The sequence below is a fragment of the Aestuariibaculum lutulentum genome (genome assembly GCF_032926325.1).
GTDB classification, from domain to species: Bacteria; Bacteroidota; Bacteroidia; order Flavobacteriales; family Flavobacteriaceae; genus Aestuariibaculum; species Aestuariibaculum lutulentum.
The window spans coordinates 2336155-2362274 of the sequence record NZ_CP136709.1 but is presented as its reverse complement, the minus strand read 5'-3'; the positions used below and the strand labels follow the sequence as shown (position 1 = coordinate 2362274).

Sequence of the window (26120 nt, the reverse complement as noted above, 5' to 3'; positions counted from 1 at the left end):
AAATGCTGCTTTTTTTATTTTCAATAAAGATATTATCTATGCATGCCTTTCTCTTGCTAATAAGGTATTTTTAAGAAGCATAGCAATCGTCATTGGTCCTACACCACCAGGTACCGGGGTAATAAAACTTGCTTTAGGGCTTACACTTGCAAAATCGACATCACCAGCTAAACGGTAACCCGCTTTTTTAGTTTCGTCTGGTACGCGAGTAATTCCAACATCAATAACAACTACACCATCTTTAACCATATCGCCAGTTAAGTATTCTGAGATACCAATAGCAGCTACAATGATATCTGCACCACGAGTAATCTCAGCTAAGTTCTTCGTACGACTGTGTACAACAGTAACTGTTGCATCACCAGCCTTACGCTTCTGGCTCATTAAAATACTCATTGGGCGACCAACAATATGACTACGTCCCATAACAACCACATTTTTACCAGAGGTTTCTACATTGTAACGCTCTAATAATTCCATGATTCCAAACGGAGTTGCCGGAAGGAACGTTGGTAAATCTAATGCCATTCTACCCACATTTGTTGGATGGAAACCATCTACATCTTTATCTGGATCGATAGCCATTAATACCTTTTGCTCATCGATGTGCTTAGGTAATGGCAACTGCACGATAAATCCGTCGATATCGTCATTGGTATTTAATTCGTGTATTTTTTGTAATAACACTTCCTCAGTTGTTTCCTCTGGTAAGTCTATTAATGTTGAATTAAATCCTATTTTTTCACAAGCCTTTACTTTAGCATTCACGTAAGTCATACTTGCACCATCTGTTCCTACTAAAATCGCTGCTAAATGAGGTACCTTTTCGCCATTGGCAACCATGTTGCTCACTTCTACCGCGATTTCCTCTTTAATATCGTTACTTACTTTTTTTCCGTCTAAAATTGTCATATTTCAGATTTTGCTTGCTTGTTTATTATAAATGTTCTTAAAATTTACTATTAACGCATGCCTCGCATCATGCTCATCATCTTTTTAGCACCACCACCCTGCATCATCTTCATCATTTTGCTCATTTGATCGAATTGCTTTAAAAGCTGATTAACTTGTTGTACCGAAGTTCCAGATCCTTTACCAATACGTTTTTTTCTGCTCGCATTGATGATTGAAGGATTGGTTCTTTCTTCAGGTGTCATTGAATAAATGATGGCTTCAATGCCTTTAAAGGCATCATCATCAATATCGACATCTTTCAACATTTTTCCAGCACCAGGTATCATGCCCATAAGGTCTTTCATGTTACCCATTTTCTTAATTTGCTGAATCTGATTTAAGAAATCGTCGAAACCAAACTGGTTTTTAGCAATTTTCTTTTGAAGCTTACGTGCTTCCTCTTCATCAAACTGCTCTTGCGCACGCTCTACTAACGACACCACGTCTCCCATACCAAGGATACGATCTGCCATACGTGACGGATAGAACACATCGATCGCTTCCATTTTCTCACCAGTACCAATAAACTTAATTGGTTTATTCACTACCGATTTAATTGAAATGGCTGCACCACCACGTGTATCACCGTCTAATTTAGTAAGAATAACACCGTCGAAATTCAATACATCGTTGAAGGCTTTCGCGGTGTTTACAGCATCCTGACCTGTCATAGAATCTACAACAAATAAGGTTTCCTGTGGTTTAATAGCTGCGTGAATGTTTGAGATTTCAGTCATCATGGCCTCATCAACAGCTAAACGACCAGCGGTATCTATAATCACCACGTTATGTCCGTTGGCTTTGGCATGTGCAATACCTGCCTGAGCAATCGCTACCGGATCTTGATTTCCTTTATCGCTAAAAACCTCTACACCTATCTGCTCTCCAACCACATGTAACTGGTCGATTGCCGCAGGACGATACACGTCACAGGCTACTAATAAAGGTTTCTTTGTTTTTTTATTTTTAAGATAATTAGCAAGCTTACCAGAAAAGGTTGTTTTACCAGAACCTTGTAAACCTGACATTAAAATAACACTTGGTGTACCTGACAAGTTGATTCCTTCGGCATCACCTCCCATTAATTCGGTTAACTCGTCTTTTACGATTTTAACCATTAATTGCCCAGGCTGTAATGTCGTTAATACATTTTGCCCCAGTGCTTTTTCCTTAACGGTATTTGTAAAATGTTTTGCTATTTTAAAGTTAACATCGGCATCCAGTAAAGCACGTCTTACTTCCTTTAAAGTCTCTGCAACGTTTACTTCTGTAATACTTCCGTGTCCTTTAAGAACGTGTAAGGCTTTATCTAATTTATCGCTTAAATTATTAAACATAATTGTTATTGAAATTTTAAGAAGTGCAAATTTAGTGATTTGCTGTGTATTATAGAAGTATACTTATACAAAATATAGAACAAAAAAAAGGACTACCAAAATACATATTTTGACAGCCCTTTTCCGTTGAAAGCTTCCTTAAATAATTAACCTACTAACTTAAACAAACAAGTTGCACTTTCAACTGTAGCAGAATTAATTTCTCTTTTCCAAGACTAAAATGCGTTCTACTGCACCAGAAGCACTTAAATCTTTTAATTCTATTCGAGTTGTTGACACTTCTTTAACTCTCCAACGGTGATTTAACACTGTAAATGGCTCGGTTTCCTCAAAGTGCATCCCCAGGAATACCCCTTCATAACGATAAGCTAACCACGATCCGTTAATAACATTAGCCTCTAAATCGGTTGCTGTTACACGACCTGAAACCATAAAATTCAAAGTAAAGTTGCTGTAATCTGAAGTTTTATCGACATCTCCATCCTGGTATTTAGCAACTTCCCAATCGCCAACAATTAATAAAGCGTCAATATATTTTAAATCGCCGTCAAGCTCCGGACAGTGTCTTTTCAACACCATTTTATTACTATCATTCTCTAATTTGATTAATCCTGGTTCAAGAAAAGTAATTAACCATTCCAGATTTAAATTTGGTCGACCTTCAAAAGCTATCTGCAACATAAAACCTGTATCAACGGCAGTCACCAGATAGGTGCCTTCAACAAGCTCACCATTTATGCGAAGTTTCACAAGATTTTCAGTATAGAATTTTAATGGTGTTCCTATGTATTCATTTTCATTATCTACACCTTCAACATTTAAACGCTCTACACGCCAGTAACATTCCTGTAAATAATTCTCAATGCTTTCTTTAGTATAATCGAAAACAATGTCACAGTTTTTCTTTAATATGACACGATTACCTCCGGCCTGATATAATTTAATTCTTCCGTATTCTAAATCGTAAACAAACCATTCCAAACTAAAATCTACTAAAGTATCAAACTCTAACTTTATCAAGGCTCCATTATCTGTAACACGCGTAGACCAGGTTCCTGTTAAGGTATCACCTCCTCTGGTGCGCACCTGCACAATGTTTTCAGCTTTAAATACTACGGCATACTCTCGATATTTGTCGCGTAAATCGTCCTCATTTCTTTCAAACTCATACACCACCCAAGGACAGGTTTGCAATAAATTATCTAAACGCTCTTTAGTGAAATCGGTATCTCCGTAATCATTGTCATCATCTTCATCGCAGGCATTTTTAGCCTCTCGCATCGCATTTCTCAATGCCAGATTATTATTCACTTCTATGGTTGTTCCATCTCCCAAAACCATAGTCACAGGAAAGTTTAAACTCGCAAATACTTCGCCTTCTCGCACTCTATGAATAAATCGATACATGGCTCTGTCGCTTTCAATAGTCACCACATCGATAGCCTGAAATCGCGTATCGTAAACGGAAAAAGAAATAGGGTATTGAAAATCGATACACTCAATATCATCATCATCTTCATTTTCTCCACGGCATTCCTGTGCCAACTCGATTAGAGCAGCTTTAGATTCAATAGTAATTTCAGTGAAGTTGGAGGTCGTTACAGTAATTGGAAAGAAAATCTCCAAGTCACTATAATCGTAATCGAACTCCTTAAATAAAGCTGCTATAATTTTATAATCTTCGGTTGAATCGATTTTAATCTCCAAACCATGAACCGACACCGTTATTGGTAACCCAACCGTTAAACAGCTTGCTCTATCAATAATATTATCCATAGATCCGTCTTTAGTTGAAGTTGCTTCAATTAATACAGCCAACTCCGAATTTGCTGCAATAGCTTCAGATTCTTCGGCAGTTGTAATATCGACAACTTCATCCTGGCAAGACGTCATTAGGGAAAGGGCAAAAAAAGACAGTAGTAGTAATAATTTTAGTTTAGTTTTCATGATATGTAATTTTGGTTGATCATAGCTTTTGGTAATAGAACAAGTTAACTTTAAAAATTCCTACCCTGTATATTCTTTTTTTTTATTTTAGTTACTCCAAGTTCAAGGGAATATGCCAAAATCGATACAGGATAATATATGCGAAGAACGTTTGTTTTCTTCCATTTTTAATAAATACGCCAAAGATTTACGCAACTTTTTATATTATAAATTCGGAGAGCAACTTAACCCAAAAGATAAAGTACAGGAGGCTTTTGTAAAACTCTGGGAAAACTGCGGAAAAGTTACTCCAGAAAAAGCCAAGAGTTTTGTATTTACTACCGCAAACAACTTAATGCTAAATGAAGCTGCGCACCAAAAAGTGATATTAAAATATCAAGGAACAAAACCTACACATTATACTAATGAAAATCCTGAATTTTTAATGCAGGAGGATGAATACCGTAAAAAAGTTCAGCTCGCCTTAGCCAATTTAACAGATGCTCAGCGTGAAGCCTTTTTAATGAATAGAATTGAAGGCAAGCGATTTAAGGAAATAGCCGAGATTTTAGACATATCAACAAAAGCCGTTGAAAAACGCATTTACGGCGCTCTTGAAAAATTGAGAAAAGACATTAAAGAACTGTAATCTTAAAAATTTTAGTTTTTAGGGTAGGAAAAAACAATAGTTAACTGTTATATAGACGAATAAGGAATTATGGATAGAGAACAATTAATATCGAAATGGTTAAATAACGAACTGAACAATCAGGAACTTGAAGCCTTTAAAAAGCTTGAAGATTATGAAGATTTAATTCAGTTGAACAAAGCCTTGCTGAGCTTTAAATCTGAAGAATACAATACGGCTGAAGCTTTAGATCAGGTTTTAAACACAATTAACAGTTCGAAAAAAACAACAACTCCTTGGACAAAATACATGGTTCGGGTTGCCGCGGTATTAGCTATTTGTTTCAGTTTATATTACTATACAACTACTTTAGACACGACCTACACTACCGATATAGCTGAAAAAACATTTATAGAACTACCCGACCAATCTGTTGTAAACTTAAATGCCAAATCGACTTTAGTTTTTAATAAAAGTGATTGGAAAAATGAACGCGAAGTCAACCTTTCTGGAGAAGCTTTTTTTAAAGTTTCTAAAGGATCTTCGTTTCATGTAAAAACCAAAACCGGTACTATTACCGTATATGGTACACAGTTTAACGTTAAACAACGTGAACAGTTTTTTGAAGTTATTTGCTACGAAGGTTTAGTTGGAGTGACTTACAATTCACAAGAGACTAAATTAAAACCTGGTGACAGTTTTTTAATTCTAAACGGGAAATTTATTGCTAAAGAAAAAGAAAAAAACCTAGAACCTTCGTGGTTAAATAATGAAAGCACCTTTAAAAGTTTACCTTACAAACAAGTCATTACTGAATTCGAAAGACAATACGGCGTGAACATTAAACTATTAAACATAGATGAAAACCAATTATTTTCTGGTAGTTTCACCCATAATAATTTAGATATTGCACTAAAATCTATCACCGTACCGTTACATATAACCTATAGTAAAACAAACAATACTATAACATTAAAAGGTGAATAGAAACTTTATACTTTCTATTATTTACGGATTATGTTTTTTGATGTTTTTACCGGTTAACGGACAAACCCATCAAGAAAAGCAATCTCTTTTTTCTGTTTTAAAAATTCTTGAAGGGCGCTACAACATTAGTTTCTCGTATGCCGATGCTTCCATAAAAGAAAAAGCAGCACCTTTACCTTCTAAAGACCTGAGCTTACAAGATGCATTAGACCTTTTAAATATTCAAACCTCATTAGAGTTTGAAATTTTAGATTCTCGGTTTGTTGCCATTAAAGAGCGTATCGTATCTGAAGAATCTTCTTTTAAAGTACAGCGTCTTGATGAAATTATTGTTTCAAAGTATCTTACCAATGGTATAGAAAAACTAAATGACGGTGCCATTACCATAAACACAGAAGCCTTTGGCATTCTTCCCGGATTAATAGAACCCGATGTATTACAAACCATCCAGGCACTTCCCGGAATTATAAGCACCGATGAAACAGTTTCCAACATCAATATTCGAGGCGGCACTCACGACCAGAACCTCTTTCTTTGGGACGGCATTAAAATGTATCAGTCAGGTCATTTTTTCGGATTAATTTCGGCTTTCAACCCCTATACAACCGAAAAAATAAACGTTTACAAAAACGGAAGCAGTGCCAGATATGGCGATGGTATTTCCAGCGTTATCGACATGAAATTACCCAATACTATTGATAACGAATTTAAAGCAGGTCTTGGCTTCAACCTAATTAATGCCGATGGTTTTGCGAAAATTCCACTATCAAAAAAAACAGAGTTACAGATATCCAGCAGACGCTCACTTACCGATTTAATTGCCACACCAACCTACGACCAATACTTTAAACGCATTTTTCAGGATTCCGATTTAACCAATACCTCAAGTTCTAATTCAATTTCGCAAAACGAAAAGTTCTATTTCTACGATGTGGCTTTAAAATTTCTTTACGACATCACAGAAAATGACAAAATCCGTTTTCATTTTTTGAATGTAAATAACTTTTTAAATTACGACGAGCAATCTACCAATAACAATAGAGACGAAGCCTTAAACAGCAGTTTAAGACAAGAAAACTTAGCAGCCAGTGTCACCTATACCAGAGATTGGAATGAAACATTATCGACCACTTCTCAAATTTATGTTTCCAACTACGATTTAGATGCCACCAATTTTGACATTATTAATAACCAACGCCTGATTCAGGAAAATGAAGTTTACGATGGCTCTGTTAAATTGAATATTAATTACACCCCGAATTACCAGTTTAAAATTAACGGAGGTTATCAATTTACAGAAGTTGGCATCAGTAATTTAGAGGATGTTAACAATCCTTATTTCAGAAGTTATATTAAAGAAGTCATTCGTAGTCATGCGGCTTATGCCGAAACCCAATATTTATCTAATAATGCACAAACAAAACTTCATTTTGGCGGGCGCTTAAACTACTTTCCTAAATTCGACAAAGTTTTAATTGAACCACGATTAAGTTTTAGTCAACGGTTTTTAAACAACTTCAGGCTGGAAATTTTAGGAGAGTTAAAAAGCCAGACTACTACGCAAATTATCGATTTACAAAACGATTTTTTAGGCATTGAAAAACGCCGATGGGTTTTAGCAAACAATTATACCGAAATCACTACAAAGGATAATCAGACTATTTTTCCCGTGCCTATTTTAAAGAGCAAACAAATATCTACCGGAATTCATTATAACAAAAACGAATTACTCATTAGTCTGGAAACTTACTTAAAAAAGATAGACGGCATTACTACCCGAAGTCAGGGATTTCAAAACCAGTATCAGTTTGTGCATGCTTTAGGAAGCTACGATATTAAAGGTTTAGATGTACTAATTAATAAACAGTTTGGAAATACGGTGAGTTCATGGGTTTCCTATTCTTACAGCATTAACGACTATACTTTCGATAGTTTAAACAATGGACAATCATTCCCGAATAATACCGACATCAGACACGCCATTTCTTTTGCAGGAACCTATACCAATCATAATTTTAAATTTGCCTTAGGTGTTAACTGGCATTCTGGAAAACCAACCACAGAACCCGACAATACCGACAGTCCGGATGACGATGTGATTACGTATGCAACCCCCAATAGTTCAAACCTTAAAGATTATTTACGAACCGATTGTTCGGCAACGTATGCTTTTAATATTTCAGATGCAGCTAAAGCCACGGTTGGCGCTTCTATATGGAACCTTTTAAATCATAGTAACATCATTAACAGCTACTATACTTTAGACGCTGCCAATAATGTAAACAAAGTTGAAAATCATTCGTTAGGCATCACGCCTAACGTGAGTTTTAGAGTAAGGTTTTAAGTCTTTAGAAAATAAAAAAGACACATTTTTCAATGTGCCTTTTTCAATATTTTAAAATCTCTATTTTTTAGTTTAAACTCGCTAAACTCGATTTAATCGTTTCAATTTTAGCCAGAGCATCGGCTTCCTTTTTACGCTCGTTAGCAATCACCTGTTCCGGCGCACCATTTACGAAACGCTCGTTAGATAATTTCTTTTGAACCGATTTTAAGAAACCTTCTGTATAATTTAACTCTTCGGTTAACTTTTTAATTTCAGCTTCAACATCAATGCTTCCTGCCATTGGCACAAAGTATTCATTCGATTTTACTCGGAATGTTAAAGCGCCTTCAACAGCTTCAGTTACATATTCAATCGTTTCAAGGTTTCCTAACTTTTGAATGATGGAATCGAAAGTTGTACTGGTATTTCCATTATTAATTACAGAAAATCCAATGGCATCTTTAAAGGCTATGTTCTTTTCTTTTCTGATATTTCTGATTCCTGAAACTACTTCTGAAGCAAAATCAAACTCAGCAATCAAGATTTCATTTACTGGTTTAGCTTCCGGCCATTTTGCAACAATTAAAGCTTCTTCCGGAGTACGTTCTGCAATATAATGCCAGATATCTTCGGTTAAGAACGGCATAAACGGATGAAGAATTTTTAAGTTATCTTCAAATGCAGCGATTAATGATTTATAAGTTACAGCATCTACCGGTTTTTGATACGCAGGCTTCACGATTTCCAACAACCATCCTGAAAAATCATCCATAATCAATTTATAAATCGCCATTAACGCATCGCTTAAACGGTATTTACTAAAGTGATCTTCGATTTCAGTTAAAGCTTTTTGGAATTTAGAAGCATACCAATCTAATGCAATTTTACTTGATTCCGGTTGAGGAATGGTTTCATCAATTTCCCAACCATCAATTAATCGATAAGCATTCCAGATTTTATTTCCGAAACCTTTTCCTTGCTGACAAAGCGCTTCGTCGAATAATAAATCGTTACCTGCAGCACTACTTAACAATAATCCCACACGAACACCATCGGCACTATACTCTTCAATCAATTTTAAAGCATCTGGGGAGTTTCCTAAGGACTTACTCATTTTACGGCGTTGCTTATCGCGAACAAGTCCGGTTAAGTATACATTGTTAAATGGTCTTTCACCTTTATACTCGTAGCCGGCAATGATCATTCTGGCAACCCAGAAGAATAAAATATCCGGACCAGTTACTAAATCGTTTGTTGGATAGTAATATTTAATATCGTCGTTTTCAGGATTACGAATACCATCGAACACGCTCATTGGCCATAACCAAGATGAGAACCAAGTATCCAAAGCATCGGTTTCCTGACGTAAATCTTCAGCTTTTAAATTAGCTTTTCCTGTTTTTTCAATAGCTAATTTTAAAGCGTCTTCCATAGTTTCAGCAACCACAAAATCTTCTTTTCCATCACCATAGTAATACGCAGGAATTTGTTGCCCCCACAATAACTGACGAGAAATATTCCAATCGCGGATGTTTTCCATCCAGTGGCGATAAGTATTCTCGAACTTCTTCGGGAATAATTGAATCTCGTTATCTTCACCTAAAACCGCTTCGATAGCAGGTTTTACCAATTCTTCCATCTTTAAGAACCACTGATCGCTTAAACGAGGCTCGATAACCGCTTTGGTACGTTCTGATGTTCCTACTTTATTTACATGTGTTTCAGTTTTAATTAAAACACCACTTTCCTCCAATTCCTTAGCAATCGCTTTACGCACTGCAAAACGATCTTGACCTTCATAATGCAATCCGTAACTGTTTAAAGTAGCATCTTCATTGAAGATATCAACCACTTCAAGATTGTGCTTATCGCCTAAAACCTTATCGTTTTCATCGTGTGCAGGAGTTACTTTTAAACATCCCGTACCGAATTCAACATCTACATATTCATCCTCAATAATTGGAATGACACGACCACAAATAGGTACAATGGCCTTTTTACCTTTTAAATGTGTAAAACGCTCATCGGTTGGATTGATACAAATAGCAGTATCACCAAAAATAGTTTCAGGACGTGTGGTTGCAATAGTCAGCACATCATCACTTCCTTCAATTTTATAATTTAAGTAATAAAGATTTCCTTGCTTTTCTTCGTAGATTACCTCTTCATCAGACAATGTTGTCTTTGCTTCGGGATCCCAGTTTACCATGCGATAACCACGGTAAATCATCCCTTTGTTGTACAAGTCAACAAACACTTTTATTACGGCTTCAGACATATCGTCGTCCATCGTAAACTTAGTTCTGTCCCAATCACAAGAACATCCTAATTTTTTAAGCTGCTCAAGAATTACACCGCCATATTCGTGGGTCCAATCCCAGGCATGCTTTAAAAATTCATCGCGAGATAAATCGTTTTTATCAATACCCTGCTCTTTTAATTTCGCTACAACTTTAGCCTCGGTAGCAATAGACGCATGGTCGGTACCCGGTACCCAACACGCATTTTTACCTTGTAAACGTGCTCGACGTATTAATACATCCTGGATAGTATTGTTTAACATGTGCCCCATATGTAAAACCCCAGTTACGTTTGGAGGAGGAATTACAATGGTGTAAGGTTCTCTTTCGTCTGGCTCTGAATGAAAATAGTTGTGTTTCATCCAGTAGTCATACCACTTACTTTCTACCTGACTGGCTTCATATTTTGATGGTATTTGCATACTTTGGAATAGTTTTTGAATATTGAAGTGCAAAAGTACTCATATTTCTTTTTCTGTGAAAACTATATTAGCAGTAAGAAACAGAAGTACTTATTTTAACAGAATTAGAAAAAATTAATAAAAAGTATTACGTACTTTTAATTGTAATTACAGATAAACATTGATGTAATACATCTAAAAATTTTGTAGAATGATTAAAAAGTGAGTATGTTTGATTTAGTTTTTAGAGAAGTTGAGCATGAAATGAAACTTAATTTCTCTATTAATAACATGTAAAACAAGAACATAAAACAATTAAAAAATAATAAACCATGAAACAGTTATTAACAATCTTATTCATCGGATTAATTAGTTTATCGGTTAATGCGCAGGATAAAAAAGCGAAGATAGAATTCAAATCTGAAACTATTGATTACGGAACGATTGAAAAAGGATCTAATGGCGTACGCGAATTCGAATTCACAAACACAGGTGATGCACCGCTTATCATTTCGAAAGTATCTTCAAGCTGTGGATGTACGATTCCTAAAAAACCAGACGAACCAATTTTACCTGGAAAAACTGGGGTTATTGAAGTCAAATACGATACAAACCGTGTTAACCCAATTAGAAAAACAATTACTGTAATTTCTAATGCAGACACACCAACAGTAGCTTTAAAAATTAAAGGCGAGGTTGTAGATACAAAATCGGCAGATACTATGCTTGAAAAGAAAAAAAGTATCGTACAGCAATAATAAAATAAAATTCAACATAATTAAGGCAGCGAAATCGCTGCCTTTTTTTATTCCAAAGGATTCTTTAAAACAAAATTAAACGCTAAATCTACTCCGTTACGCTCTACCTTTAAACGGATATGCTTACCGGCATCTTCATAAAACATTTCCATAATTTTTTGAAGCGTAAAGTGGTGTGCCGGTTTTCCATTAACCGATAATACAATATCGTTAATCTGTACCCCTGCAATAGCTGCTGGAGAATTTTCACGAAGTTCAACAACAGCATATACCGGCTTTAAGACCAATTTTGATTCGGTTTCAAAATAAATTATTTTATCATCCCTATTTGAAGTATCTCCCTTACTTATAACTTTAGTTTTATCTTCTTTCACAAATCTCATACCATCATGCGCTAATTCTATTCCGCTCTTATTGTACCTGAAATCTTCATTAAAATGCTCATTCCTTTTGAAAATCACCTTTGCATTCGAATAATCAAAAACTACATTAAATCGCTTCAACACATTACCAGAGAGACTTCCAGATCTCTCTCGGTGTTTTATAGCATGAACAATAAATAACGAATCCGGATAAGCTACATTCGGCAACCTCAATACAAAACTTTTTAAATGCAAAGCATCGATTTTTGATCGTTTACCGTAAACACTACCACTAAGACCATGTCCCAAAAAATCGTAAAAAAAATGATTCCCAGATAATATACCCCGTTGGTCATCTTCAAATAACCATAAGGCATCACTTCCTCCTGAATCAATCAATAATTTCACAGGAATTGATTTCTCATGTAAATCGACAACCGCATTCATATAAGGCTTATTATTGTAAAATTCAAGATTAAACTCTTCACACTTCCTGCATGTCTTGTAACGATACTCTTCAGGATTTGTAAGCCGCAAAAATTGCTTTGAATAATTAACCTCAACGACCAAATCTTTTAGTAAATCAAACCCAATTATACCATGAACAGGGACACCTAGTTTGGGCGCCAGATTTAAATTCGCATCATAAATTGCATATAAATCCTGATTAAGTTTAACAGCATCACCAATTTTAAACACATTATTTATCGATCGGTGCGCCATTATCTGTTCCCCTTCACCTAACCCTCGTAGATAAATAGTATCGGTGTGCTTAATTTTCAAAGAATCTGAAACATTCAAGAAATTAAACAGAATAGGCTTTGTAACACCTGTGTCTAACAGGAACGACAAACCCACCCCGTTTATCTCAACAGGAACAATAATTAAATTGTTAATGAGTTTAAATTTGACTTTATCAGACTGTGTTTTATTACGAACAACGAACCTATTTTGAGAAAAATTATGAAAACTCAAGAAAAAAAGGCATACGCTAAAAAATACATATTTTTTCATGAGAATTAATTCGAATAATTGACTATTCAATTTACAAATCTTTGAAACACAATACTTATTTTAGCCAGATTTTTAAAAAAACTTTAATATAATTTTCTCAACTTTGCGCTTCGCAACAAAAAAATAATGCCAACTATTTCAAAAAAAGGGCGATTAATGCCCGAGTCACCTATTCGTAAATTAGTCCCTTTTGCTGAGCAAGCAAAAAAGGACGGCAAACATATTTACCACTTAAATATTGGTCAACCAGATATTAAAACTCCTGAAGTCGCCTTACAGGCTGTAAAAGATAATACGGTTGAAATTCTTTCGTATTCAAGATCTGAAGGATCGGAAACATACAGAACCAAATTAGCCGCCTACTATAAAAAACATGATATTACAGTAGACCCTAAAGATATTGTGGTAACTACAGGTGCAAGCGAGGCCTTATTATTTTTATTTAGCAGTATTATGGATCCGGGAGATGAAGTTATTATCTCTGAACCTTTTTATGCCAACTATATTGCCTTTTCAACTGCGACAGGTGTAAATGTAGTTCCTGCTATTTGCGATATTGATGATAACTTTGCGTTACCATCTATTGAAACTTTTGAAAAACTAATTACCCCGAAAACCAAATCTATTTTAATTTGCAATCCGGGGAACCCGACGGGATATTTATACTCGAAGGAAGAAATTCAACAATTAGCCGATTTGGCAAAAAAGCACGATTTGTTTTTAATTGCCGATGAAGTATACCGTGAATTTGTATACGATGGTGAAACCCACTACTCCATTTTACAATTAGAAGACATGGATGAGCACACTATTGTGATTGATTCTGTTTCTAAGCGTTACAGTATGTGTGGTGCGCGCGTTGGTTGTCTGGTTTCAAGAAACACCACCGTTTTACAAACCGTACTAAAATATGCTCAGGCACGTTTAAGTCCGCCAACCTTTGCGCAAATAGCCAGTGAAGCTGCCTTAGATACGCCTCAAAGTTATTTTGATGATGTGATTGCCGAATATGTAGACAGACGCGACACTTTAATTAAAGAATTACAACAAATTGAAGGTGTAAAAGTAGGCTCTCCAAAAGGCGCATTTTACTGCATTGTTGAGTTACCTATAGAAAATTCAGACAATTTTGCTCAATGGCTTTTAGAGCATTTCGACATCAACGGCGAAACCGTTATGATTGCTCCTGCAGGCGGATTTTATTCAACTCAGGGCTTAGGTCTAAACCAAGTAAGGATTGCATACGTACTTAATAGAGAAAGCTTAATAAAAGCCGTTAACATAATTAAAGAAGCCTTAAAAGTTTATAAAGACTAGTGTATATTCAAAAAAACATATCATTAAAGCCTTTTAATACCTTTGGTATTGACGTTCAAGCAGATTATTTTGTTTCAGTAAACTCTGTTGAAGAGCTAAAATCCGTTTTATCACTTAACGATTACCCGAATAAATTAATTCTTGGTGGCGGAAGTAATATGTTGCTAACAAAAGATGTTAATGCTCTTGTTATACATGTAAACCTAAAAGGTATTGAAATTGTAAATGAAAATGAGCACGAGGTTTACATTAAAGCCTATGCTGGTGAAAACTGGCACGAATTTGTATTATGGTGCATTAACAACCATTATGGAGGTGTTGAGAACCTGTCGTTAATTCCTGGTAATGTAGGCACGGCACCTATTCAGAATATTGGCGCATACGGCGTTGAGCTTAAAGATGTTTTTCATTCCTGCGAAACTATAGCTATAGAAGATGGTTCATTCGCTAACTTTTCAAACGCTGAATGTGATTTCGGGTATAGAAACTCTATTTTCAAACAGGACGCCAAAGGAAAATATATAATTACCTGTGTAACTTTTAAACTTAGCAAAAAAGATCACAAATTACATATCAATTACGGCACAATAGCTTCACAATTAGACACTATGAACGTAAGTAACCCGACTATTCAGGATATTTCAAAAGCCGTTATTGCAATTCGCGAAAGTAAATTACCAAATCCAAAGGAGATTGGAAACAGTGGTAGCTTCTTTAAAAACCCGGTTATTTCAAAAGCATTATTTGAAAAACTCCTTGCTAATTTTGAAGACATACCTAGCTATCCGGTTTCAGACACCGAAGTAAAAGTACCTGCCGGCTGGCTTATTGAAAAAGCAGGATTTAAAGGAAAACGTTTTGGCGATTACGGAGTACATAAAAATCAGGCATTAGTTCTGGTAAACTACGGAAATGCTAAAGGCGAAGACATATTAAAACTATCTAAACTAATACAAGACACAGTTAACCGTCTATTTAATATTAACATAGAAGCTGAAGTAAACATTATTTAATACAAAAGAAATTTCTACCTTTGGCGGTAATTTGCCCCCAAATTATTCACTTTAAAACCTAAAAAGTTGATATCATCTATAGAAAAAGAAATTGTTAATCTGCTGGAACGTGGCGATAAGAAAGCCATATCCCTTCTATATGAGAACTATGCAGATTCTTTATTTGGTGTTATTAAAAAAATAATATCAGACGATGATACTGCCCAGGATGTGCTTCAGGAAAGCTTTGTAAAAATATGGCGCTATTCAAAAAAATACGATGCCAGTAAAGCCAAGCTTTTTACCTGGTTATATCGAATTGCCTATAACACAGCAATTGACAAAGTTCGATCTTTAAAAAATAAAGATGGAAACGAAGTCCAAATAGAAGCCACATACGTATATAAGTTATCAGCATCAGAGTTAAATCAGGATGTTTTAGATATAAAAAAACATCTAAGTAGTTTAGATGAAAAATATCAGATCGTATTAAATGCACTCTTTTTTGAGGGCATGACGCAGCAAGAAGCCAGTGAAGAATTAGATATTCCGCTGGGTACTATAAAATCGAGATTAAAAATTGGATTACGAGAATTGAAAAAGATTTATAATCCTTAACTTAAAAAGTCATGAATGCGAAAATAACTACTTTTTTAAATTCTGGCCTATTAGAAAAATATCTTTTAGGTGAAACTACTGTTGCCGAAACAGAAATGGTTGAAACCTATATTTCGAAATATCCAGAAGTTGAAAATGCATACAACGAGCTACAAAACAATTTAGAAATTGTAGCCAAAAGTCATGCTGTAGAAGCCCCTGTAAGCATCTTAAACAGCATTTTAGATGAACTTGACGACACACCTGTTGTGGCGATGAAACCTACTAGAAATTACAAATCTTGGTACAAATACAGTATTGCTGCCAGTGTTGCTGCCTTACTGTTTGCAGGTACCTCGTATATTTTCTATAACCAGAATAAAAAATTAAATCATGAAAATCAGGTTGTTGTTGACGAAATTTTCGACTTACGAAACGATATTCAAATGAACAACAAAAGGTTAGACGATTTAATGCAGCAATTTAAACAGCTTAACGACCCTGAAACGTATAAATACATTATGCAGGGTAACAATCGTGCTAAAAACTTAAAAACAGTTGCTTATATCAATCCAAAAGATAAAACATCGATGATTGATGTGGTTTCGTTACCTCAGCTACCCGAAGAACAATGCTATCAAATCTGGGCAGAGTTACAAGACAAAATGGTAAGCTTAGGCATTTTAAATGAAACTGACAGACAACTTAGAAAAATACCTTATACCGAAAACGCTCTGGGATTAAATATTACCATAGAGCCTAAAGGAGGAAACACAACAGCCTCTCTAGATAATTCGGTTGCAGAAATAGATTTACAATAGATTAATAGAACACTATTTATAACATAAAAAAAAGCCTAATTAACTTAATTAGGCTTTTTTTTTATTTGTATTCTTATCTAATTTAGCTATCCAATTCTTCCTTTTCTGGGCTTTCTAAAAGATTTTTATATATTAAACCTCCCACTATGGCTCCTAAAATAGGTGCTACCCAAAATAACCATAACTGCGCTAAGGCATCTCCCCCGACAAATACAGCCTGTGATAACGAACGAGCAGGATTTACAGATGTGTTTGTTATAGGAATAGAAATTAAATGAATTAAAGTTAATGCCAAACCTATGGCTATACCCGCAAATTTGCCATTAGCAAATTTATCGGTTGTGCCCATAATGATAATTAAGAAAAACATGGTTAACAAAAACTCTGTTAAAAAAGCAGCTCCCATACTATAACTTTTACCAAAATAAACGGCATGATCGTAAAAATTAGTTGCAAATGCTCCCGGAGCATCCCCCCCTGTTCCTCCATTTATAAAATATATTGCTGCAGCCGCTGCAATAGCTCCTATACACTGCGATACAATATAAGGAACAGCTTCTTTTGCAGAATGCCTACCTCCTGATAACAAACCAAGTGTGACTGCCGGATTAAAATGTCCACCAGAAATATGACCTACCGCATAAGCCATTGTTAAAACCGTTAGACCAAATGCTAAAGCCACACCTACTAAAAGTATGCCTACCTGACCAGAGTCGGCCGGAGCTATTTGTGATGCAAAAATTGCACTACCGCATCCTCCGAAAACAAGCCAAAATGTTCCAAAAAATTCTGCAAATAATTTTTTCATGAATTAAATAATTTAAAGGTTAACTACCTAAAGATAAGAATTTTTACAACGCCATGTAGTCCAAAATTTAAATTTGAAGACACACTATCTTTTAATCGTCTATTCCAATTCTATTCAAAAAGCATTATCTTTGCATAAAATATTTTCACATGAAACTTGTATTATTAACATTAGCATTGCTAGGATTAGGTGTCGCAGGTATAGCCATTAAAATTTGGGCTAAAAAAGACGGTAAATTTGCCGGAACATGTGCCAGCCAAAACCCAATGTTAAATAAAGATGGGCAGGCTTGTGGTTTTTGCGGAAAAACGCCTGATCAATTTGATACTTGTAACGAACCTCAACACTCATAATTTTATATGAGTATACTTGATTTTGTGTTCTACACATTTGCTGTTGTAGTTGTTATTCAAGTTATTATATATTTAGTTGTTTTTGGCAAATTCGCCTATTTAAAACCTAAAAAAAAACGTACTCAAAACCTTCCCGTTTCGGTAATTGTTTGTGCTAAAAATGAAGCTGAAAATTTAAAAACGTTTCTGCCTTCTATCATTTCACAAAATTATCCTGAATTCGAAATTGTTCTGATTAATGATGCTTCCAGTGATGATACGCTTGACGTTATGGAAGATTTCAAAAGTCAGTATAGCAACATTAAAATTGTTGATGTAAAAAACAACGAAGCCTTCTGGGGAAATAAAAAATATGCATTAACCTTAGGCATTAAAGCATCAAGTCACGAATATCTACTGTTTACCGACGCCGATTGCAAAGTGCTTTCTAAATACTGGATTCAGGAAATGACATCCCATTTCTCTGACAGAAAAAGTATTATTCTAGGATATGGTGCTTACAGCAAGATTAAAAATTCATTTTTAAACAAACTCATCCGCTTCGAAACCTTACTAACGGCCGTTAATTACTTTTCGTTTGCCAAACTCGGGAATCCATATATGGGAGTAGGTAGAAATCTTGCCTACACAAAAAAGGAGTTTTTTAAAGCCAACGGATTTATTAAACACATGAAAGTGCGCTCGGGCGATGATGATCTATTCGTAAATCAAGTAGCGACAAAAAGCAATACAGCGATTTGCTTTTCAGCTGATAGCTTTACAGAATCTACACCGAAAACGAAATGGAGCGCTTGGATTAGACAAAAACGTCGTCATATTTCAACGGCAAAACACTATAAATTAAACCATAAGTTAAGCTTAGCTCTATTATACTTTTGTCAGGTTTTATTCTGGATTTTAGCTATTGCTCTTTCAATAACGACTTACATGTGGCCATTTGTTGTTGGATTAATTGTTTTCCGGTTTATCGTTCAATATGCTGTTTACGGATCTTCAGCAAAAAAACTAAATGAAAGCGATCTTTTAGTACTACTTCCTTTGTTAGAAATCTTTTTAATTAGTGTGCAATTGGTTATCTTTATAAAAAATCTTACATCAAAACCTAACCATTGGAAATAAAGGAAGCCATTGCACGTGCTAAGGAAAACGACCAAAAAGCATTTAATTTTTTATTAGATACCTTTTGGGATGATGTTTATGGTTTTCAATTAAAGCGTATTCAAAATGAAAATGATGCTGAAGATATTACCATTCAGACATTTTCACGAGCTTTCGATCGCATTGAAACCTTTGATGATAATTACAAATTCAAGACCTGGCTCATTACCATTTCTAAAAATATTCACATCGATTTACTTCGGAAGGAAAAAAATTCCATTTCACAAGTTATGTCGAATGACGACAAATCGGTGTATCAAATTTTAGATGAATCCCCTACTCCTGAAGATAAACTCATTACGGATCAGCATTTAGCTAAACTACTTCGTGACATAAAAAAACTGAAACCTCATTATCAGGAAATTATAAACATGCGTTACTTTCAGGAATTAAGCTACAAGGAAATTTGCGTTCAGCTTAAAGAACCAATAAACAACGTAAAAGTGAAACTACTTCGGGCGAAAAAGCTATTGGCTGAAATTATTCAGTCAAAATAAAAAATGATTTCGAAGCTTAAAAATCTAGGTCCTGGATTATTATTTGCCGGTGCAGCAATAGGCGTTTCTCATTTAGTACAATCAACCCGAGCTGGGGCCGATTTTGGCATGGGACTACTTTGGGCTTTATTGTTAGTCAACCTCTGTAAATATCCATTTTTTCAGTTCGGACCACGCTACGCCACCGCTACCGGCGAAAGCTTATTAGATGGTTACAAAAAACTAGGCAAAGGTGTTTTAACTATTTATTACATCCTTAATCTTGCCACCATGTTCACCATCCAAGCTGCAGTAACCATTGTTACCGCGGGATTGGCAGCTAATTTGTTTGGAAATTTTGGAAGTTTCAGCATTGGAGATAAAATAATTTCCAGTACCGAAATCTGGACGTTAGTTATTCTATTAATTTGTGTTACGTTACTTACTATTGGTAAATACAAACTGTTAGACAGATTAATGAAAGTTATTGTAATTACTTTAACCATCAGTACTTTTGCAGCAGTTTTCATTGCACTTTCCAACACACAACAACCTGTTTCCTTTGCTCAAATTATCCCTAACAACAGTTTAGACATAGCCTTTCTTATTGCCTTTATGGGATGGATGCCTGCTCCTTTAGACGTATCAGTTTGGCAATCGCTCTGGGCAGTTCAAAAAAACGAAGATACCAAACAATACACACCGGAAAAATCACTTTTCGACTTCAACATCGGCTATTTAAGCACAATAATTATTGGCATTGGCTTTTTACTCTTAGGTACTTTAGTCATGTACAAAAGTGGTGAAAGTTTCAGTCCGTCGGCAAGTGTATTTTCAGGACAACTTATTAGTATGTATACTAAAAATTTAGGCAACTGGGCTTATGTAATTATTGGAGTTGCTGCATTTACAACCATGTTTAGCACCACATTAACCACGCTTGATGCCTCACCAAGAGCCATGGCTAAGGCGACACAACTTCTTTTTAAAAAAGAAACCAAATTAAACTACACCTTTTGGATTAGCCTATTAACCATTGGATCTATTTATATTTTTTTCTTTTTAGCTTCAGAAATGGGTATACTTATCCAACTGGCAACTATTCTTTCGTTCATAACTGCTCCTTTTTTTGCGATTATCAATTATATTTTAATTTCCAGTAAACACACACCAGAACCCTGGCGACCTTCTAAAAAATTACATGTTTTAAGTTGGCTGGGAATCATCTTTCTTATAAGCTTCAGCATTTGGTATCTAAGAACATTATAGCCGCATTTTAAAAGAATACTTTGTATCTTTGTGCTTTATTTTTCAATATGAATACAGAAAGCACTTCAAATATATTACCGGAAAGAAAACCAAAACCGAAATGGTTACGCGTTAAACTTCCAACTGGAAAAAAATACACCGAATTACGAGGACTTGTTGATAAGTATAAATTGAATACTATTTGTACTTCGGGAAGTTGCCCGAATATGGGTGAATGCTGGGGAGAAGGTACTGCTACCTTCATGATTTTAGGTAATGTTTGTACACGTTCATGTGGTTTCTGTGGTGTAAAAACCGGGAGACCAGAAACGGTAGACTGGGATGAGCCAGAAAAAGTAGCGCGTTCTATAAAAATTATGAACATTAAACACGCTGTTTTAACCAGTGTTGATCGTGACGATTTAAAAGATATGGGAAGCATTATGTGGGCCGAAACCGTTAAGGCTGTTCGCCGAATGAACCCAGAAACCACTTTAGAAACCCTTATTCCAGATTTTCAAGGTATCGAGCAACACATCGACAGAATTATTGATGTAGCTCCGGAAGTGGTATCCCACAACATTGAAACCGTACGTCGTTTAACGCGTGAAGTACGTATTCAGGCACAATACGACCGTAGTATGGACGTTTTGAAGTATTTAAAACAACAAGGACAACGTCGTACAAAATCGGGGATCATGTTAGGTTTAGGTGAAACACGTGAGGAAGTTATTGAAACGCTTCACGATTTAAAAGCCAACGATGTAGATGTAGTAACTATTGGTCAATATCTTCAACCAAGTAAAAAACATTTACCGGTTCAGCAGTTTATCACGCCAGATCAGTTTAAAGAATACGAAGAGATCGGAAAAGAATTAGGTTTCCGTCACGTTGAAAGTAGTGCACTAGTACGTTCTTCTTACAGAGCTCAAAAACATATTAACTAAGGTATGATTAACATAGCTATCAATGGATTTGGTAGAATAGGCAGACGCGTTTTCAGATTATTACAAAATTATGAAAACGTTCAGGTGGTTGCTATTAACGATTTGGCTGATGTTAAAACTCTAAGTCACCTACTTAAATATGACAGTGTACATGGTGGTTTTAACGGAACAGTTTCATTTGAAGAAAATAACTTTATTGTTAACGGAAAAAAGATTGCACTTTTAAACCATAAACATCCAAAAGATATTGACTGGACACCCTTTAATGTTGATTTTGTAGTTGAATCTACCGGTAAGTTTAAAACGGAAAAGGAACTACAGTATCATATTAACAATGGTGCAAAACATGTGGTTTTAAGTGTTCCGCCTTTAGATGATCATATAAAAACTATTGTCTTAGGGGTTAATGACGATAGTATTGATGGTAGCGAGACCATTATTTCTAATGCCTCTTGCACCACGAATAATGCTGCTCCAATGATTGATATCATTAATAAACTTTGTGGCATTGACCAGGCCTATATTACCACAGTACACTCCTACACTACAGACCAGAGTTTACACGACCAGCCGCACCGTGATTTAAGACGTTCACGTGCAGCAGGACAATCTATTGTACCTACCACAACAGGTGCTGCCAAAGCGTTAACCAAAATATTCCCAGAACTGTCTGATGTTATTGGTGGTTGTGGTATTCGCGTTCCTGTTATTAACGGCTCATTAACCGATATTACCTTCAACGTAAAAAAAACCGTAAGTATTGAAGAGGTTAACAATGCCTTTAAAGAAGCGGCTTTAGGGAATTACAAAGGTATTTTAGAATATACCGAAGACCCAATTGTCTCAATTGACATTGTTGGTAACACACATTCTTGTATATTTGATTCAGGGATGACCTCCGTTATTGGTAAGATGGTAAAAATTATTGGATGGTACGATAATGAGAGTGGTTATTCACAAAGAATAATTGACTTAATGTGTAATTTATCGAAAAAAAGTGCGTTTTATCGATAAATTATTTATATTTGTCGGTAAACATATCTAAAATGCTTCAAATAAAAAGTTACATAGTCCTACTACTATTGCTCTTTAGCATGTGTGTTTCATCGCAGAATTCTGCCAATGATGATCCAGAGTTAATTCAAAATGAAATCAATTATCACATTGAAAATGCTCAAAAAAATCTGGAGAACTTCAGCTATTATGAAGCTCAAAAAAACCTGGATTCAGCTCTTAAAATTGCAGAAAACACCAATAACAAAGAAAATATAGCCATAATCTATGCCCTAAAAGGAAAACTTCAATTGTATGTTGAAGAGTTTGAACAGGCTATAAATTCATTAAACAAAGCTGTTGAAATACAGCGTACCATAAACGACAATGTCAATCTTGGTAAATCCTATAAGATATTTGGTGATGTTTATGCTGCAAAAAAAATGTACTATCAGGCTCTAGATTCTTACAGAGCAGCAAAATCTAAATTTGAAGAAGAAGAATTACATGCCGATTTAGCCGATGTGCTTCTTGCTGAAGGTAAAACCTACTTACTTTTAAAAAATTACAACAGAGCCCGCGATGTTATTGAGCAATCTTTAGCATTGGCCAGAAAAAATGATTTACTTAAAATACAAAGTGAAGATTTAGTTTATCACGCCATTGTTTACAATAAACTTAAGAATAACGAAAAAGCGCTAACGCTTGCAAACGAAGGTGTAGCCATAGCCAAACAGGAAGGTTTTTTAAGCATTTTAGATAAAGGCTATTTAATTACCAGCGATATCTACAATGAACTTGAAGACTTTAGGGCTTCAAGAGAAAATTTAAAATACCACATTGAAATTTCAGATTCTTTAGCAGGCATTAAACGTGCTAACTATTCTAAAGCACAGGAGACTCAAGCCAAATTAGATTTTGCTTTACAGGAAAACGCTAAATTATCTGAGGATAAGGAAAAAGCTGAAGACGATAAAAATTTAGGAACCTTAATCTCGATTTTAAGTGTGGCCTTAATTACCATTTTATCGTTATTGACACTGTCCTTATACAAAAACAACAACATCAGGTTAAAGACCAATAATATGCTCCACAAAAAAAATGGAGAACTTATTATTGCTAAAGAAAAAGCTGAATTAGCTTCGAAAACTAAAGCAAACTTCCTTTCAACCGTAACACACGAGTTAAGAACACCGCTTTATGCTGTAACTGGTTTAAGTAATATGTTGCTGGAAGAAAACCCGAAACCGGAACAAATTCAGCATTTAAAATCTTTAAAATTCTCAGGAGATTACCTATTAACCTTTATTAATGATATTCTTCAGATTAATAAAATTGAAGCTAATAAAGTTGATATTGAACCAGAGCCATTCAACCTTAAGAAAAAAATCAACAATATTATCCTGGCTTTAAACAATTCTGCACAAGATAATAATGTTAAAATTCATCTGGAATACGACACGACGCTTGGGGAAAACTTTATTGCCGATCAAATTAAAATATCTCAAATCCTTATTAACCTTATTGGTAACTCAATTAAGTTTACCAAAGACGGCGATATATGGATTAGAATCTATAAAATTGAAGAAAACGATAAAATCTATACCCTTCGATTTGAAGTAGAAGATAACGGTATTGGTATTAGTCAGGAGAAACAAGACCATATGTTTGAAAGTTTCTCACAAGGTTCGATACAAATTAATCGTAAGTACGGAGGTACCGGATTAGGTTTATCTATTGTTAAAGGTTTAATTGATATTCTTAAAGGAAAAATTTATGTAAAAAGTGAACTTGGAAAAGGAACAACTTTCTACTTCGAAATTCCATTAGAATATACGGCGACCGAAGAAAACTTAGACAACAAAACCACTTACTTTAGTGGAAATCCAGACGATTTAGACCTAGAAAACGTTAAGGTTCTTGTGGTTGAAGACAACAAAATCAACCAGATGATTACCAAGAAAATCTTAACTAAAATGAAGCTAAATTGTGAGATAGTTGACAACGGTGAAGCTGCGGTTGATAAGATTAAAACCAATAAGTACGACATCATTTTAATGGATATCCATATGCCGGGCATTAGTGGTATAGAAGCCACTAAAATTGTGAGAACCTTTGATAAGGAACTTACTATTTTTGCACTTACAGCTGTTACCATTGAAGATAAAATGCATGAGTTTGAGGAAGCTGGATTTACCGATATTATTCCTAAACCATTTAAGCAGGAAGAGTTTGAGAAAAAACTTTACAATGCTTTAGCATCTAAAAAAGGTAGATCTGAAACCGCTTAATTAGCGTTAACAAAATCTAAAACAAGTTTATTAAAAACTTCCGGTCGGTCAATCTTTGTTTTTATTGGGAGATAGTATAATCTTTTTTTAAGTACATCGTATTGTTTTAGACGCATAAAATCTTTTTCTGTGGTTAAGAGCGTCGATTTTGTACTCAGTAATAAAATTTCCTGATCAGTAAAATTATGATGATCATCAAAATTTAAATGATCAAAATGTTTTCCTTTTTCTTTTAAATATTTCACCAAAGTATTCGCATTGGCAATCCCAGTTACCAAAGTAAAATCTCCAAATGTCTCTAAAGATTTTGTTTCATGAGATGAATACACATTGGTATCGTATTCAATGGAACTAAAAAATACTTCCTGATACGGTTCAGGCTTAATAGCCTTAATAATATGTTGTTTTCTGGATTCACTTAAATCGTCTGGACATTTTGTTATCACAATAACATTGGCACGTTTTGCTCCACTTCTGGGTTCTCGTAAATTTCCGGTTGGTAACATCCAGTCTTTAGTATAAATATTACTATAAGCAGAAAGTAAAATATTAAACCCAGCTTTTACTTTTCGGTGCTGATAAGCATCATCTAATAAAATAATATCTGGGGTTCCATCTAAATCTTGTAATTGCTTTATGCCATTTCTACGATCGGCATCTACCGCCACCAGAATATCGTTACCAAACTTATTGTAAAATTGAAAAGGTTCATCACCCAGAGTTTCCACTATTGATTGTTCATCACCTAACTGAAACCCTTCTGTTTTTCGTTTATAACCTCGGCTTAATGTCGCTACCAGATGGTCGTCTTTCAATAAGTTAATCAAGTACTCAATCATAGGAGTTTTACCTGTTCCTCCAACACTAAGATTACCTACACAAATAACCGGAAAGTCGTAAGATGATGATGTTTTCACACCACGATCATACAATACATTTCTCAAATAGGTAATTAAATAATATACAGGTACAAACGGAAAGACTATTTTTCTAATTAACTTCATCAGGCCCCAATCTAATTTCATTTTAACGTGGCAATATAAGCATTTTTCATCTCACTAAAGAATCTTTAGGTTTTCTAAAACTTAATAATTATTGTCTCTAAATGACTTAAAATTTTATCTTT

The 26120-nt window shown here is 34.9% G+C and carries 22 protein-coding genes; 15 read left to right on the top strand and 7 right to left on the bottom strand.

Translation table 11 applies throughout. The annotated features are described in order from the left end of the window. Nucleotides 1–36 precede the first annotated feature (36 nt). The 3 genes from folD to R1X58_RS10045 form a co-directional block, all read right to left on the bottom strand. On the bottom strand, nucleotides 37–912 hold the full coding sequence (gene folD, locus R1X58_RS10055; RefSeq protein WP_240574882.1) for a bifunctional methylenetetrahydrofolate dehydrogenase/methenyltetrahydrofolate cyclohydrolase FolD: 876 nt from the start codon (nucleotides 910–912) through the stop codon (nucleotides 37–39). 50 nt (nucleotides 913–962) lie between these two features. Next, the gene (gene ffh, locus R1X58_RS10050; RefSeq protein ID WP_240574881.1) at nucleotides 963–2291 is read right to left on the bottom strand and encodes a signal recognition particle protein; all 1329 of its coding nucleotides are present in this window, start codon (nucleotides 2289–2291) and stop codon (nucleotides 963–965) included. Between the two features lie 195 nt (nucleotides 2292–2486). Then, entirely contained in the window at nucleotides 2487–4238 is a 1752-nt protein-coding gene (locus R1X58_RS10045) for a hypothetical protein (protein ID WP_240574879.1), read from the bottom strand. A gap of 112 nt (nucleotides 4239–4350) precedes the next feature. Here R1X58_RS10045 and R1X58_RS10040 point away from each other — a divergent pair, with 112 nt between their 5' ends. From R1X58_RS10040 to R1X58_RS10030, 3 genes are all read left to right on the top strand, one after another. Beyond that, nucleotides 4351–4866: an RNA polymerase sigma factor gene (locus tag R1X58_RS10040; RefSeq protein WP_240574877.1), complete on the top strand. Its 516-nt coding sequence runs from the start codon at nucleotides 4351–4353 to the stop codon at nucleotides 4864–4866. Nucleotides 4867–4935: 69 nt separating this feature from the next. After that, nucleotides 4936–5832: a FecR family protein gene (locus R1X58_RS10035; protein WP_240574875.1), complete on the top strand. Its 897-nt coding sequence runs from the start codon at nucleotides 4936–4938 to the stop codon at nucleotides 5830–5832. After that, entirely contained in the window at nucleotides 5825–8176 is a 2352-nt protein-coding gene (locus R1X58_RS10030; protein WP_240574873.1) for a TonB-dependent receptor plug domain-containing protein, read from the top strand. The genes R1X58_RS10035 and R1X58_RS10030 overlap by 8 nt, the downstream gene beginning before the upstream one ends. A 67-nt stretch (nucleotides 8177–8243) precedes the next feature. Here the strand turns inward: R1X58_RS10030 and R1X58_RS10025 are convergent, their stop codons facing one another. Next, nucleotides 8244–10880 carry a valine--tRNA ligase gene (locus R1X58_RS10025; protein ID WP_240574872.1) on the bottom strand — a complete coding sequence of 879 codons (2637 nt, stop codon included), beginning with the start codon at nucleotides 10878–10880 and terminating at the stop codon, nucleotides 8244–8246. A 311-nt stretch (nucleotides 10881–11191) separates the two neighbouring features. Between R1X58_RS10025 and R1X58_RS10020 the strand changes: the two genes are divergently transcribed. Then, nucleotides 11192–11617, top strand: a complete 426-nt coding sequence (locus R1X58_RS10020) for a DUF1573 domain-containing protein (protein WP_240574867.1) — start codon at nucleotides 11192–11194, stop codon at nucleotides 11615–11617. A 47-nt stretch (nucleotides 11618–11664) separates the two neighbouring features. Here R1X58_RS10020 and R1X58_RS10015 read toward each other — a convergent pair whose 3' ends face one another. Next, nucleotides 11665–12993 (bottom strand): PDZ domain-containing protein, encoded by a 1329-nt coding sequence (locus R1X58_RS10015; RefSeq protein WP_255802954.1) that lies wholly within the window; start codon nucleotides 12991–12993, stop codon nucleotides 11665–11667. Between the two features lie 126 nt (nucleotides 12994–13119). Here R1X58_RS10015 and R1X58_RS10010 point away from each other — a divergent pair, with 126 nt between their 5' ends. From R1X58_RS10010 to R1X58_RS09995, 4 genes are all read left to right on the top strand, one after another. Then, nucleotides 13120–14310 carry a pyridoxal phosphate-dependent aminotransferase gene (locus tag R1X58_RS10010; RefSeq protein WP_240574866.1) on the top strand — a complete coding sequence of 397 codons (1191 nt, stop codon included), beginning with the start codon at nucleotides 13120–13122 and terminating at the stop codon, nucleotides 14308–14310. Further along, nucleotides 14310–15323, top strand: a complete 1014-nt coding sequence (murB, locus tag R1X58_RS10005; RefSeq protein WP_240574864.1) for a UDP-N-acetylmuramate dehydrogenase — start codon at nucleotides 14310–14312, stop codon at nucleotides 15321–15323. Before R1X58_RS10010 ends, murB begins: the two co-directional genes overlap by 1 nt. A 66-nt stretch (nucleotides 15324–15389) precedes the next feature. After that, complete coding sequence (locus tag R1X58_RS10000) at nucleotides 15390–15920, top strand: RNA polymerase sigma factor (protein WP_240574862.1); 531 nt, start codon at nucleotides 15390–15392, stop codon at nucleotides 15918–15920. 11 nt (nucleotides 15921–15931) lie between these two features. After that, nucleotides 15932–16720, top strand: coding sequence for an anti-sigma factor (locus tag R1X58_RS09995; RefSeq protein ID WP_240574851.1), 789 nt, complete (start codon nucleotides 15932–15934; stop codon nucleotides 16718–16720). An 82-nt stretch (nucleotides 16721–16802) separates the two neighbouring features. Here the strand turns inward: R1X58_RS09995 and aqpZ are convergent, their stop codons facing one another. Continuing rightward, nucleotides 16803–17528, bottom strand: a complete 726-nt coding sequence (aqpZ, locus tag R1X58_RS09990; RefSeq protein WP_240574849.1) for an aquaporin Z — start codon at nucleotides 17526–17528, stop codon at nucleotides 16803–16805. A gap of 149 nt (nucleotides 17529–17677) precedes the next feature. Between aqpZ and R1X58_RS09985 the strand changes: the two genes are divergently transcribed. From R1X58_RS09985 to R1X58_RS09955, 7 genes are read left to right on the top strand one after another with little or no spacing between them, the layout of a single operon-like run. Next, entirely contained in the window at nucleotides 17678–17881 is a 204-nt protein-coding gene (locus R1X58_RS09985; RefSeq protein WP_240574847.1) for a membrane or secreted protein, read from the top strand. A 6-nt stretch (nucleotides 17882–17887) separates the two neighbouring features. Beyond that, on the top strand, nucleotides 17888–19000 hold the full coding sequence (locus R1X58_RS09980) for a glycosyltransferase (protein WP_240574845.1): 1113 nt from the start codon (nucleotides 17888–17890) through the stop codon (nucleotides 18998–19000). Next, nucleotides 18991–19536 (top strand): RNA polymerase sigma factor, encoded by a 546-nt coding sequence (locus tag R1X58_RS09975; RefSeq protein ID WP_240574843.1) that lies wholly within the window; start codon nucleotides 18991–18993, stop codon nucleotides 19534–19536. Before R1X58_RS09980 ends, R1X58_RS09975 begins: the two co-directional genes overlap by 10 nt. A gap of 3 nt (nucleotides 19537–19539) precedes the next feature. Continuing rightward, entirely contained in the window at nucleotides 19540–20784 is a 1245-nt protein-coding gene (locus R1X58_RS09970; protein WP_240574841.1) for an NRAMP family divalent metal transporter, read from the top strand. A 47-nt stretch (nucleotides 20785–20831) separates the two neighbouring features. Beyond that, entirely contained in the window at nucleotides 20832–21710 is an 879-nt protein-coding gene (gene lipA, locus R1X58_RS09965) for a lipoyl synthase (protein WP_240574839.1), read from the top strand. 3 nt (nucleotides 21711–21713) lie between these two features. Further along, nucleotides 21714–22724, top strand: a complete 1011-nt coding sequence (gene gap, locus R1X58_RS09960; RefSeq protein ID WP_240574837.1) for a type I glyceraldehyde-3-phosphate dehydrogenase — start codon at nucleotides 21714–21716, stop codon at nucleotides 22722–22724. 32 nt (nucleotides 22725–22756) lie between these two features. Next, entirely contained in the window at nucleotides 22757–24994 is a 2238-nt protein-coding gene (locus R1X58_RS09955; protein ID WP_240574835.1) for an ATP-binding response regulator, read from the top strand. Here the strand turns inward: R1X58_RS09955 and lpxK are convergent. Further along, complete coding sequence (gene lpxK, locus R1X58_RS09950; protein ID WP_240574833.1) at nucleotides 24991–26019, bottom strand: tetraacyldisaccharide 4'-kinase; 1029 nt, start codon at nucleotides 26017–26019, stop codon at nucleotides 24991–24993. The genes R1X58_RS09955 and lpxK overlap by 4 nt on opposite strands. Nucleotides 26020–26120 lie beyond the last annotated feature (101 nt).

Excerpts from the sequence above, each read along its gene's own strand:
- folD (WP_240574882.1), bottom strand. The coding sequence starts at position 912 with ATGACAATTTTAGACGGAAAAAAAGTAAGTAACGATATTAAAGAGGAA.
- ffh (WP_240574881.1), bottom strand. The coding sequence starts at position 2,291 with ATGTTTAATAATTTAAGCGATAAATTAGATAAAGCCTTACACGTTCTT.
- R1X58_RS10045 (WP_240574879.1), bottom strand. The coding sequence starts at position 4,238 with ATGAAAACTAAACTAAAATTATTACTACTACTGTCTTTTTTTGCCCTT.
- R1X58_RS10040 (WP_240574877.1), top strand. The coding sequence starts at position 4,351 with ATGCCAAAATCGATACAGGATAATATATGCGAAGAACGTTTGTTTTCT.
- R1X58_RS10035 (WP_240574875.1), top strand. The coding sequence starts at position 4,936 with ATGGATAGAGAACAATTAATATCGAAATGGTTAAATAACGAACTGAAC.
- R1X58_RS10025 (WP_240574872.1), bottom strand. The coding sequence starts at position 10,880 with ATGCAAATACCATCAAAATATGAAGCCAGTCAGGTAGAAAGTAAGTGG.
- R1X58_RS10020 (WP_240574867.1), top strand. The coding sequence starts at position 11,192 with ATGAAACAGTTATTAACAATCTTATTCATCGGATTAATTAGTTTATCG.
- R1X58_RS10015 (WP_255802954.1), bottom strand. The coding sequence starts at position 12,993 with ATGAAAAAATATGTATTTTTTAGCGTATGCCTTTTTTTCTTGAGTTTT.
- R1X58_RS10010 (WP_240574866.1), top strand. The coding sequence starts at position 13,120 with ATGCCAACTATTTCAAAAAAAGGGCGATTAATGCCCGAGTCACCTATT.
- R1X58_RS09995 (WP_240574851.1), top strand. The coding sequence starts at position 15,932 with ATGAATGCGAAAATAACTACTTTTTTAAATTCTGGCCTATTAGAAAAA.
- aqpZ (WP_240574849.1), bottom strand. The coding sequence starts at position 17,528 with ATGAAAAAATTATTTGCAGAATTTTTTGGAACATTTTGGCTTGTTTTC.
- R1X58_RS09985 (WP_240574847.1), top strand. The coding sequence starts at position 17,678 with ATGAAACTTGTATTATTAACATTAGCATTGCTAGGATTAGGTGTCGCA.
- R1X58_RS09980 (WP_240574845.1), top strand. The coding sequence starts at position 17,888 with ATGAGTATACTTGATTTTGTGTTCTACACATTTGCTGTTGTAGTTGTT.
- R1X58_RS09970 (WP_240574841.1), top strand. The coding sequence starts at position 19,540 with ATGATTTCGAAGCTTAAAAATCTAGGTCCTGGATTATTATTTGCCGGT.
- lipA (WP_240574839.1), top strand. The coding sequence starts at position 20,832 with ATGAATACAGAAAGCACTTCAAATATATTACCGGAAAGAAAACCAAAA.
- gap (WP_240574837.1), top strand. The coding sequence starts at position 21,714 with ATGATTAACATAGCTATCAATGGATTTGGTAGAATAGGCAGACGCGTT.
- R1X58_RS09955 (WP_240574835.1), top strand. The coding sequence starts at position 22,757 with ATGCTTCAAATAAAAAGTTACATAGTCCTACTACTATTGCTCTTTAGC.
- lpxK (WP_240574833.1), bottom strand. The coding sequence starts at position 26,019 with ATGAAATTAGATTGGGGCCTGATGAAGTTAATTAGAAAAATAGTCTTT.